Raw genomic sequence first — 11851 nt, 5'->3', positions numbered from 1 at the left:
GACGGGTTTGGGGATGTTGACATCGTCATCGAGGCGGTCCCCGAGAAGATGGACCTGAAGAAGAAGATCTTCAAGGAGCTCGAGGAGGCGACGCCGGAGACGTGCATCCTCGCCAGCAACACCTCCGCGCTGTCCATCTCCGAAATCGCGTCCGTCACTACGCGCGCGGAGAAGGTCGTGGGCATGCACTTCTTCTACCCCGCCCACGTCATGAAGCTGGTGGAGGTAATTCCGGGCCTCGAGACCTCGGACGAGACGGTTGACGACACGGCGGCGTTTGCCGAGAGCCTGCGCAAGATAGCGGTGCGGGTGCAGGAATGCGGCGGGTTCCTCGTCAACCGGCTGCTCCTCCCCTACCTCAACGAGGCGGTGATGGCGCTCCAGGAGGGCGCGGCGACGGCGCCGGACATAGACGCGGCGATGCGGGACTGGGGCTTCCCGATGGGCCCGTTCGTGCTGTGCGACACGCTGGGGCTGGATGTGTGCGCGAGCGTCGGCCGCACACTGTACGACTTCTACGGCCCGCGCATGGCGCCGGCGAGATTGTGGGAGAAGATCGTCGCCGCCGACCGCTACGGCCTCAAGAGCAAGGCCGGGTTCTACAGCTACGCCGAGGAGGGCAGCGCCGGCGTCGACGAGGCGGTGCAGAGCATGATTGCCGAGGTGCAGAAGGAAACCGGGGTCTCCGGCACCGAGTTCTCGGTCGAGCGCCTTGTCTACCCCATGATCAACGAGGCGGTCATCTGCTTGCAGGAGCAGGTCAGCAGCGCCAGCGATATGGACATCGCCATGCTCGCCGGCATCGGCTTCCCGCAGGACAAGGGCGGCATTCTGAAGTACGCGGACACCATCGGCCTCGACGTCGTGCTCGAGGGTCTGGAGCGCTACAGCAAGGAACTCGGCGAGCGCTTCTGGCCGGCGCCGATGTTGAAGCGCATGAGGGCGGCGGGGCACCTGGGCCAGAAGGCCGGCCGCGGGTTCTTCACGTACTAGGCGCAGCTGTCGGCGAGCTGATTGCAGTGTCAGTGACGACGGGCTGGGAAAACAGGCGCAGGGAGGAGATATCATGGCCGAGTATCAGCATGTGAACTTGAGCATCGAGGACGGCATCGCGACGGTGGTAGTCAACCACCCGCCCGTCAACTCGCTGTCCACGCCGGTCATCCAAGACATGATGGGCGCGTTCAACGAGATCAAGGGCGACGCGAGTGTCAAGGCGGTGATCATCACCGGCGCCGGGATGTTCTTCATCGCGGGGGCCGACATCAAGGAGATCTCCGAGATCAAGGACCCGAAGCACGGCGCGGAGCTTGCGGGCCGGGGACAGAAGTTCTTCCGCGAGATCGAGTTGATGGACATTCCGGTGATCGCGGCGATTAACGGTATGTGCCTGGGCGGAGGCACCGAGCTTGCCATGGCGTGTCACATGCGCATCGCCAGCGATCGCGCCAAGATCGGCCAGCCGGAGATCAACCTCGGCATCATCCCGGGCTTCGGCGGCACGCAGCGGTTCCCCCGCTTGGCGGGCACGGGCAAGGCGTACGAGGTGATCCTGAGCGGCGAGCCGATAACCGCCGCCGAGGCGAAGGCGGTCGGCCTGGTCAATCGCGTGGTGCCGGAGGCCGAGGTCATGAAGCAGGCCAAAGGCCTCGCCCAGCGCATCGCCGCCAAGAGCAAGCAGGCGATCAGCAGGTCAATGCAGGCGATACGCGACGGCATCGCGATGAGTGTGGACGACGGGCTCGCTCTGGAGAATCGTTTGTTCGGCGATATCTGCGAGACCAAGGATATGCGCGAGGGTGTGAGCGCGTTCCTCGAGAAGCGCCAGCCGAAGTTCACCGACGAGTGAGTGCGAGCGCGGCGCACTCCAGAAGCGGCTTGCGCCCAACGGGGTTCGCGTATCGCCGCACGGGCGGCGGACCGGAGAATCACGTTGGCGAGCCCGATTCCGCAAGAGCTTCGGCGGCCCCGACGCGTCGGGGCTCCGGAGCGGTGCACAGCGCCGCGCGTGTGATAGCCGACACTCTATAGGAGGCAGACATGGATTTCACGTTTGCTGAAGAGCACGAGATGCTGCGGGACATGACGCGGGACTTCGTCAACAACGAGGTCAAGCCGCTCGCCCGCCAGATTGACGAGGAAGAGCGCATCCCCGAGGACCTGATGGCCAAGATGCGCGAGCAAGGCTTCTTTGGCATCCCGTTCGCGGAAGAGTACGGCGGCGTCGGCGCCGGGGAGATCGGCTATTGCGTCGTGCTCGACGAGATGGGGCGCGGGTCCGCCTCAGTGGCCGTGCTGCTGGCGGCTCATACCTCCATTGGCGTCATGGCGCTCTACCTCGATGGCACCGAGGAACAGAAGGGCAAGTACCTGCCCGCATTGTGCTCTGGGGAGAAGATCGCTGCCTTCGCCCTTACGGAGCCAGGCGCCGGGTCCGATGCGGCGGCGATCGCGACTACCGCCGTCCCTGATGGCGACGATTACGTCATCAACGGCTCCAAGATCTATATCACCAACGGCGATATCGCGGACGTCATCAGCGTGTTTGCGGTTACCGACAAGTCGCTGGGTGTGCGCGGCGGCGTCACCGCCTTCATCGTCGAGAGCGACATGCCGGGCTTTTCCCGCGGCCCACGGGAGAAGAAGATGGGGATCCGCGGCTCGGGTACGTGCGAGCTTTTCTTCAAGGACATGCGGGTGCCGAAGGAAAACGTCATCGGCAAAGTAGGGATGGGCTTCCTCACCGCGATGAAGACCCTCGATGTCGGCCGCCTCAGCCTCGGCGCCGCCTGCGTCGGAGCCGGGAAAGAACTCATTGACCTCAGCATCCAGCACGCGAGCCAGCGCGTCCAGTTCGGTGAGCCGATCATCCGCAAGCAAGCGATCCAGTGGATGTTGGCGGAAATGGCGGCCGAGACCTTCGCGATGGAAAGCATGGTGTACCGCGGCGCCTGGATGTGCGACCAGGGGCTGAAAGTCAGCCGCGAATCGGCGATCGTCAAGATGTTCTGCTCCGAGGCCCTCGATCGTATCGTGGACAAGGCGGTGCAAATCCACGGCGGCATCGGCTATATGCAGGAGTACCCCATCGAGATGTACTACCGCGACGCTCGCATCAACCGCATCTTCGAGGGCACCAACGAGGTGCAGCGGATGGTCGTCGCGGGCGATCTCACGCGCAAGGGGCGATACTGATCCCCTGCGCCCGACGGACAACCAAAAGCGCTGGGGGTGTGCTCTCCCTCGGCATGCGAAATCAATGCCGGAGCAACGGGTATGCGCATCGCAATCTGCGTCAAGCCAGTGCCGGACCTGGAGAAGGCCTACGTCAGCAAGAGCCAGTCCGAGTTGGTTGAACAGGGCAAACGCGTCCCCAATCCTGCCGACGAGAACGCAGTCGAGTTAGCTCTCGCGCTGCGCCAAGACGGCGACGAACTCGTTGCCTTCACGGTAGGCGGGGACGATGCTCTCGATCCCTTGCGTCGCATTCTCGCGATGGGCGTTGATCGCGCGCACCTGATTGACGACGAGCAGGCGCAGGGCGGCGACGCTCTGGCCGACGCGAAGACGGTCGCTGCTGCGATTAGGCATGCCGGCGATTTCGACCTCATCCTGTGCGGGGGAAGTTCCATCATTCACAACGCCGGGCAGATCGGGCCGCGCGTCGCCGAAGCGCTCGGCGTGCCCCATGTCACGCGCGTGACCGGCGCCAAGGCAAGCGACGGTAAGCTGAACATCGAGCGCGCAGGCAGTCTCGGCGCGGCCGAGCTTCAGCTCCCGGCACTGCTCGCGGTCGAGCCCGGGTGCAACTCCCCGCGGTTGCCGAATGCCATGGCCGTAATGAAGGCCGCGAAGAAGCCCATCGAGAGGCCGACGGCGAGCGATCTCGGGCTGGCGGCGGAGGACATCGGCGCGACGGGCGCCGGCGTGCGGCTGCGCGTCCTCGAGCTGCCGCAAACCTGAACGGACGAGGCAGGGTTCGATGAGCGATGACATCAGCGCCCAAGATCTGATGGCGGCGTTCGGCATCAGCATGGAGGAGGAAGCCGGCGCGGAGTACCGCGGCGTCATGGTGATAGCGGACGCACCGGGCGGCGAGACCGGCGAAGCCGTGCACGGCGCGCTGGGTTTGGGTCGGGAAATCGCCGATGCCTTCGGCGCTCGCCTCGACGCGCTGCTGCTCGGAGCCGGGGAGGACGCCGCGAACGCGTTGATCCGCTGCGGCGCCGACACAGTGCTGATCGCGGATGCGCCGGCGGAGTACGAGCAGAGCGCGTGGGCCGCGGCGGTTGTGGCGGCGGTCGAAACGCGCAAGCCCGAAGTGCTGCTGATGGGGGCCGGCGACGTCGCGCGCGACCTCGCACCGCGCGTCGCGCAGCGCTGCGGCACGGGGCTGATCGCCGGCGCGCAGCAAGTGCGCGCAGAGGCGGACGAGCGATTGGTCGTCGGAGTCGTACCCCTCTACGGCGCTCGCCTTCTCGGCGAGTTCGCCTGCCCCGAAAAACGGCCTCAAATGATATCCCTCGCCGAGGGCGCGGGCCGCGTTCCGAGCGAGGATGCTTCGCGTGAGGGCGAGGTCGAGCGCCTCAGCGCATAGTCAGCGAGGAATGGAGCCATGAATACCATCGTCTGCATCAAGCAGGTTCCCGACACTGCCGCGGAAATCATCCCGAGCGCGGACGGCGCCGCAATCGAGACCGAGGGCATTCCGTGGGTGATGAACCCGTATGATGAATACGCGCTGGAGGAAGCGCTGCAAATCAAGGCGCGCGAGGGCGGCAGCGTCACGGCGGTGTGCATCGGCGCGGAGCGGGTGGTGACGACTCTGCGCACGGCGGCGGCGATGGGCGCGGATAACATCCTGCACTTGTCAGATGCGGCCTTCGAAGGTTCGGATGCCCACGCCGCCGCGCGGATCCTCGCTGCCGCAATCGGGGCGATGGAGTACGACCTGATCTGGTGCGGCAAGATGGCGGTTGACGATGCATGCGGCTACGTCGGAACGGCGCTCGCGGAACTGCTCGGGTTGCCGCACATATCCGCGGTGGTGAAGGTGGAAATCGCCGACGGCAAGGTCACCGCGCATCGCGAGACGGAGGCGGGAACGGCGGTCGTCCGCTGCCCTCTGCCGGCCGTGTTGACCGCCGAGAAGGGACTCAACGAGCCGCGCTATCCGAAGGCCATTGACATCATGAAGGCCAAGCGCAAGGACGTCCAGACGCAGGACGCAGCGGGCATCGGCGTCAGCCCGGATGCGGTGGGCGCGGCCGGTTCGCCGACACGCGTGGTGAAGTTCGAACGTCCGCCCGAGCGCGGCGGCGGAACCGTCATCGAAGCGCCGGTCGGCGAGGCCGTGCAGCGCGTCGTCGCGGCGCTGCGGGATGAGGCGAAGGTCCTGTAGCTCGCCTCGGCGTGGAGCGTGCAGCAGGCGTGTCACGCTGCGCAGAATGAGGACCCCGTCCCGGCCCACCGCGCGCGGCCCCAGCCGTGCGGTCGGTATGTAGAACGCGCAAGGAGCGAACAGTGGCTGGTGAGATACTCGTGGTTGCGGAGATTACCGGCGGCAGCATGCGCCCGGTCAGCCTGGAGTTGGTCAGCGAGGCGCGGCGCCTCGCTGATGCAGCCGGCGGCAGCGTGGCCGTCGCCGTGCTCGACGAGGCAGGGGCGCACGCGCCGGTACTCGGGTCGTACGGTGCGGATAAAGTCTACAGCATCCCCGGCGCGGAGCGGGGGCCGCTGTCCACAGTTGAGGCGCTGGCGCGCGAACTGGAGCCGTCGCTGATCCTTCTGCCCGCGAGCGCCAACGGCGGCGACCTCGCGGCCGCGCTGGCGGCGCGCCTGGGCGTGGGTCTTGCCGCTAACTGCATCTCCCTGACCGCGGATGCCTCGGGTGCGCTCGAGCAGAAGCGGCCGATGTATGCGGGCAAGGTGATTGCCGCCGTCGAGACTAAGACACAGCCGCGCATCGTCACCGCGCGGCCGCGCGTTTTCAGCGCCGGCGAGCCCGACAGCTCGCGCGCGGCAGAGGTCATCAGCCGCGTCGCGCCCGAACCATCGCCGACCGAGGCGGTCGTTGAGCTGGTGGAGCTTATCAAGGCCGAGCGCGAGGAACTCGACGTAGCAGAGGCGGAAGTCATCGTCTCCGGCGGCCGCGGCCTGGGCGATCCGAGCGCTTTCGCGATGCTGCGGGAATTGGCGGGGCTGCTCAACGCGGCAGTAGGTGCGTCGCGCGCAGCGGTGGACGCGGGCTGGATGCCTCACGGTAACCAGGTGGGGCAGACGGGAAAGACCGTCTCGCCGCGCCTGTACATCGCCTGCGGTATCTCCGGGGCGATCCAACATCTGGTCGGCATGAGTTCCTCACAGTGTATCGTCGCGATCAACAAGGATCCCGAAGCACCCATATTCACGAAGTGTGACTACGGCATAGTCGGCGACGTGTTTGAGGTCGTGCCCGCCCTGACCGAGGAGCTCAAGCGGGCGGGCGTCGGCGCCGACTAGCCACGAGCGGGGTTGCGCGCGTCATGTACGTGGTTGCGAAATCGGTCGTTTTCACGGCGCTGTTCATCGCCGCGGTCGTCGTCTTCGCGTACAACTGCTTCTGGCTCTACCGGGCCATGCGCCTGGGGCGGCCCGAGGATCGCCGAGGCGATGTGGCGCGCCGCGTCGCACATCTCGTCTACTATGGGTTGCTCCAGCGCCGAGTCGCCTCGGCCGGGCAAAGCGTTCATCACCTCCTGATCTTCTGGGGCTTCATCGTCCTCATGCTTGGGAACCTGGCGTTCGTCGCCGAGGGGGTCTATCCCGCTTTGGGCTTTGAGCTGCTTGGACCGCGGGCCGCTCTCGCCCTCCACGCCAGCCAGGACATCATGGCCATCATCGTTCTGCTGGCACTGGCGTTTGCGATGTTTCGCCGCCTGGTGCTGCGCCCGAAGCACATAGACCCGCTGAGCACCGACGCCTTCGTGATCATCGGCCTCATCGCTGTTCTGATGTTCGCCATGCTCTTCGGGAGAGGGATCGAGATCGCGCTGCAGGAGGCGCCGGCCTCCGCGTGGACGGCGGGGGCGCTGGTTATCAGCGGCTGGGTGCAGGGTGGCCCGGAAACGGGCCTCTTCGTCTGGCACGAGGGGTTCTGGTGGCTGCACGCCGTGGTGCTGCTGTTCTTCCTCAACTACCTCCCCTACTCCAAGCACCTGCACATCCTGGCCGCGCTGCCCAACGTTTACCTGCGCCGCTTCGGGTTCGTCACCGACCTCGCCCGCCTTGATTTCGAGAACAGCGAAACGTTCGGCGTGAGCAAGGTGACGGACTTCACGTGGAAGCAGCTCTTTGACGGCTATGCGTGCACGCAGTGCGGAAGATGCGACAACAACTGCCCGGCGTGGAAGACGGACAAGCCGCTGTCGCCGAAACACATCATCAACGACGCCAAGGACAACCTCAGGATCAACGCGAAGCCGTTGCTCGCAAGCCGGTCGTGGCGGGACATGTCTCCGGCCGCGGCGGACGCGGAGCTCGATACCCCGCTCATTGGGTTCGAGCAGATTACCCCGGACGCCCTGTGGGCGTGCACTACGTGCGGCGCATGCATGGAGCAGTGCCCGGTGTTCATCGAGCACGTGCCGAAGATTGTGGACGTGCGTCGGTCGCTGGTCATGATGGAGTCGGAGTTTCCGGCGGAGCTCACCAACATCTTCAAGGATGTGGAGACCAACGGCAATCCCTATGCCATGGCCGCGACGACGCGGGCGAAGTGGGCGGAAGGGCTTGACGTTCCGCTGCTCAGCGACCGGCCTGACGCGGAGTATCTGTATTGGGTCGGGTGCGCGGGGGCGTTCGACGACCGCAACCGGCCGGCGAGCCGAGCGCTGGTGCGCTGCTTGCAGGCGGCGGGCGTTTCGTTCGCCATTCTCGGGCCGGAGGAGCAGTGCTGCGGAGACTCCGTGCGGCGCCTGGGCAATGAGTACCTGTTCGAGGAAATCGCCCGCGCCAACATCGAAATCCTGAACGGCTACGGGGTGAAGAAGATCGTCACCGCCTGTCCCCACGGCCTCAACACGCTGCGGAACGAGTATCCGGCCTTGGGCGGCACCTACCAAGTCGTGCATCACAGCGAGTTGTTGGGCGAGTTAATGGCCCAGGGCCGGCTGCCGGTGCAGCGCGACGGGCAAGCGCCGGTGGCGTTCCACGATTCATGTTATCTCGGGCGATACAACGGGATCTACGAGGCGCCGCGGGACGTGCTACGGCGCGCGGGCGCGCAAGTCGTGGAACTGCCTCGCAGCCGGCGCATCAGCTTCTGCTGCGGGGCCGGCGGCGGGCGGATGTGGATGGAGGAGACTCTCGGTCGGCGCATCAACGCCGATCGCACGGCGGAGGCGCTGAAGACCGGGGCGCAGGCGATCGCGGTTGCCTGTCCGTTCTGTTTGACCATGCTCGACGACGGCGTCAAGGATGCCGGGGCGGGCGACGTAGCGGTGCGTGACATCGCGGAGGTCATCGCCGCGCGCTTGCCGGGGCAGCAGGCGGCGCCCGAAGAAGCGCCCGCCGCAGGTTGAACACCGGGTCTCGGCCGCAATCCGTGGCGCGGCCGGCGCTGCGCCCGGAACGACTATGACGAGGCCGTCTGCGCGATGAATCCGACGCGCTCGCAAGGAGGCCTGGCGATGGAAGCAGAGCGCACCACCATCCCCGCTGTCTTTCGCCGGCAGGTGGCTCGATACGGCGACCGCACCGCGCTGATGTGCAAGCGCGAGGGCGCCTATCGCGGCATGTCGTGGCGCGAGTACGACCGCCTCGTGCGCGACCTCGCCTTGGGCCTGATGTCGCTCGGCCTCGAACCGCGCCAGCAGGTCGCCGTGCTCTGCGAGAACTGCCCGGAATGGGTGATCGCCGACCTCGCCATCATATCCGCCGGCGCTGTCAACGTTCCGATATACATGACGCTGACGCCGAAGCAAGTCGAGTACATCCTGGCGGACTCGCAGTCACGCATCGCCATCGTCTCCAACCCGGAGCAGTTGCAGAAGGTGCTCCGGGCAAAGGCGAATCTCCCCTTGCTCGAGCACGTCATCTGCATCGCGTGCCCGGAGCCGCGACCCGATCCGGCAGTCCTGTCCTGGGCGGAGGTTATGGAACGCGGCGCCAAGCGAGCGCAGGAGGGAGGCGCGGCGGCGCTCGACGAGCGCGTCGCGGGGCTCGATCCGGACGATCTGGCCAGCATCATCTACACCTCGGGCACAACCGGCGACCCCAAGGGCGTCATGCTGACCCACGATAATTTCCTGTCCAACGCGCAGGCCAGCCTGTCCGTGCTGCCGATTGACGAGCGCGATTTAGCCCTCGATTTCCTGCCCTTGAGCCACGTCTTCGCGCGCACCTGCGACCACTACTTCATGCTCGTCTCGGGCGTGCCGCTGGCATTCGCGCAGAGTGTGGACAGCGTGGCCGACGATATGCTCGAGGTGCGGCCGACGATCATGATCGCGGTGCCCAGGTTTTACGAGAAGACGTATGCGAGGGTGATGGACGCGCGCGCGGAGCTGACAGGCTTCGCGCGCACCGTGTTTGACTGGGCGCTGCGGCTCGGCGAGGCACGCATCCGGGCGATGCGACAGGGACGTTCCCCGTCGCTCTGGTTCCGGCTTAAGTACGCTCTTGCGCATAGACTGGTCTATCGTAAGATCCACGCGCGCCTCGGCGGGCGGCTGCGGTTCTTCGTATCCGGCGGCGGGCCGCTGTCGCGCGAACTGGCCGAGTTCTTTGGCGGAGTCGGCGTTAAGATCTGCGAGGGCTACGGGCTGACCGAGAGTTCACCCACGATATGTGTCAACCGCGTCGAGCGCGTCAAGTACGGAACGGTCGGCCCGCCGATCCCCGGCGTGGAGGTGAGGATCGCTGAGGACGGCGAGATACTCACCCGCGGCCGCCATGTCATGCAGGGCTATTTCGGCAAAGAGCAGGAGACCGCCGAAGCCATCGTTGATGGATGGCTCCGCACCGGCGACATCGGCGTCCTTGACGAAGACGGATATCTCAGTATCACCGATCGCAAGAAGGACATCATCGTCACGGCCGGCGGCAAGAACGTCGCGCCCCAGCTCATCGAGAACGCCCTGAAGACCGACCCGTTCATATCGCAGATCGTGATTCACGGGGATAAGCGGAAGTTCCTCAGCGCGCTCGTCGTCCCCAATTTCGAGCAGTTGGAGCCGTGGGCGCGACAGCAAGGGCTGACCTTCAGTTGCCGGGCGGAGCTTGTCGGCCTCCGCGAGGTGTATGCCTGGATCGAGGCGCGCATCAGTGAGAAGCTGTCGGAGTTCGCGCGCTACGAGCAGATTCGCCGCTTCACGATCCTCGATCGCGAGTTCACGATGGGCGACGGCGAGGTGACGCCGAGCCTCAAGATCAAGCGCAAAGTGGTCGCCGAGCGCTACCGCGATCTCGTCGAGGCTATGTACCGGGATACGTAAGCCGGCCCGCCTCCCCCCAGCCCACTGCTCGCCGCCAAAGCTCCCCCCGGCGGGCAGGACAACCCCACGCGCCCGTTATTTCCAGACGTCGGCAAAGCTGATGTGCGTATAGGGGCGACGACAGGCGGACTGCCCATTGGGTCCGGCGACCGATACCCACATCTCCTTGCCCGCAGGACGGAATACGACCGAATGTAGATTGCCGCTATCGCCACCGACAGGGGCACGACCGAGGTATTCGATCGCCTTCTCGGGCGTGATCTTTCCGTAGTCCTCCTTGATCCACCGCCCCAGGGCGTCGTAGCGCTGCCACGTGTCCTGCTGCATCAGGCCCATGACAAGCAACTCGCGCGGGAGGTTCTTGATGTCAACGCCCGTGCGTTCGGCCTGAAGCGGCTGGAGTTCCTGGTCAATGTAATGGTTGGTGCGGCGGATGGCATTCTTGAGCGGCTCCGAGACGGGCGGACTTGATTCCTTGGGGTCATCCGCCGCGAAGACACTGGCGTGGTTGTCCGAGACTTCGAGCGCGCGCGCGTCCGGGATCTTGCCGTCGCCTATCATCATATTCCAGCCGGTGGTGCGGTTGAATGAGCGCTGCATTTCCACCGCCTCCTCCAGCGTGTTCGCGTACTGAAGGATGTGGCGGAACTGGAGGAACAGCGGCAAGCCGTCGAGGGTCTCGTCAGTCGAGGGCGAGGTCATTTCACCGTAGGTTATGCCCTTCTCGTTCATGCCGGTGACGCTGCCGACGGCGCCCGCCCAGGCCATGAGGCAGAAGCGGTTGCCCTCAAATGGATGATAATCAATCACGGCCGGGTATTTCTGCGCCCCGCCCTTGGTGCTCCAGTCGAGATTGCGCCCGTGGAGCAGTGCGCCGTCCGCCGTCGCCTCGCCCCAGACCGCGAAATTGCTGCACTGGCCGGGCGTGGCCTCGGGCGCGCCCCAGCCGTGGCCGTAATGCACGGTGTCCGCGTGAGTGTGCATGATGAGAATGTCCTCGTACGCCACTCCGGCCCCCTCGGCGACGCCCTTCATTTCCTCGATGTACTCCGCAGGTATGTGCTTCTCCATCGTCCTGGCGCACTGCAGCATGTAATCATGGGTGTAACCGCGCCCATTCATCACACTTGCGCGGATGTAGTCGAGCCACAGGCCCTTGATCTGCTGGCGCATGAGAACGCCCTGCTGGAGCCCCATATCGTACGGTCCGCCCTCGACGTGCAGTACCGTGATGCCGTCAATCTGCTCGACACGTCCGGCGTGGAAACGCTCCGGCGCTGCGGCGCATCCCGCCGCGAGCGCCGCCGCGACCAGCATCGCCACGAAGACCCGGTTCGACCTGTTCAACACGTGCTGCTCCTTCTCGATGTGATTGC

Annotated in this window: 10 protein-coding genes; 9 read left to right on the top strand and 1 reads right to left on the bottom strand. The window is 65.7% G+C overall.

What is annotated here, in order from left to right:
- The 9 genes from JSV65_14660 to JSV65_14620 all read left to right on the top strand — a co-directional run.
- On the top strand, positions 1-993 hold a 993-nt coding region (locus JSV65_14660; GenBank protein ID UCH33790.1), incomplete at its 5' end, for a hypothetical protein.
- Positions 994-1066: 73 nt separating this feature from the next.
- Positions 1067-1849: an enoyl-CoA hydratase/isomerase family protein gene (locus JSV65_14655; protein ID UCH33789.1), complete on the top strand. Its 783-nt coding sequence runs from the start codon at positions 1067-1069 to the stop codon at positions 1847-1849.
- A 191-nt stretch (positions 1850-2040) separates the two neighbouring features.
- Positions 2041-3195, top strand: a complete 1155-nt coding sequence (locus JSV65_14650) for an acyl-CoA dehydrogenase family protein (protein ID UCH33788.1) — start codon at positions 2041-2043, stop codon at positions 3193-3195.
- 81 nt (positions 3196-3276) lie between these two features.
- Positions 3277-3963 (top strand): electron transfer flavoprotein subunit beta/FixA family protein, encoded by a 687-nt coding sequence (locus JSV65_14645; protein UCH33787.1) that lies wholly within the window; start codon positions 3277-3279, stop codon positions 3961-3963.
- Between the two features lie 19 nt (positions 3964-3982).
- The gene (locus tag JSV65_14640) at positions 3983-4597 is read left to right on the top strand and encodes a hypothetical protein (protein ID UCH33786.1); all 615 of its coding nucleotides are present in this window, start codon (positions 3983-3985) and stop codon (positions 4595-4597) included.
- Positions 4598-4615: 18 nt separating this feature from the next.
- Complete coding sequence (locus JSV65_14635) at positions 4616-5401, top strand: electron transfer flavoprotein subunit beta/FixA family protein (protein UCH33785.1); 786 nt, start codon at positions 4616-4618, stop codon at positions 5399-5401.
- Between the two features lie 167 nt (positions 5402-5568).
- Complete coding sequence (locus tag JSV65_14630) at positions 5569-6501, top strand: electron transfer flavoprotein subunit alpha/FixB family protein (GenBank protein UCH36793.1); 933 nt, start codon at positions 5569-5571, stop codon at positions 6499-6501.
- 23 nt (positions 6502-6524) lie between these two features.
- Complete coding sequence (locus tag JSV65_14625) at positions 6525-8561, top strand: 4Fe-4S dicluster domain-containing protein (protein ID UCH33784.1); 2037 nt, start codon at positions 6525-6527, stop codon at positions 8559-8561.
- 108 nt (positions 8562-8669) lie between these two features.
- Positions 8670-10475, top strand: a complete 1806-nt coding sequence (locus tag JSV65_14620) for a long-chain fatty acid--CoA ligase (GenBank protein ID UCH33783.1) — start codon at positions 8670-8672, stop codon at positions 10473-10475.
- A 75-nt stretch (positions 10476-10550) separates the two neighbouring features.
- Here the strand turns inward: JSV65_14620 and JSV65_14615 are convergent, their stop codons facing one another.
- On the bottom strand, positions 10551-11822 hold the full coding sequence (locus tag JSV65_14615; GenBank protein ID UCH33782.1) for a hypothetical protein: 1272 nt from the start codon (positions 11820-11822) through the stop codon (positions 10551-10553).
- Positions 11823-11851 lie beyond the last annotated feature (29 nt).

Source organism: Armatimonadota bacterium, assembly GCA_020354555.1.
In the GTDB taxonomy this organism is placed as follows: domain Bacteria; phylum Armatimonadota; class Hebobacteria.
Note: the sequence above shows the minus strand (reverse complement) of the source record. Positions and strands in the feature narration are given on the sequence as shown.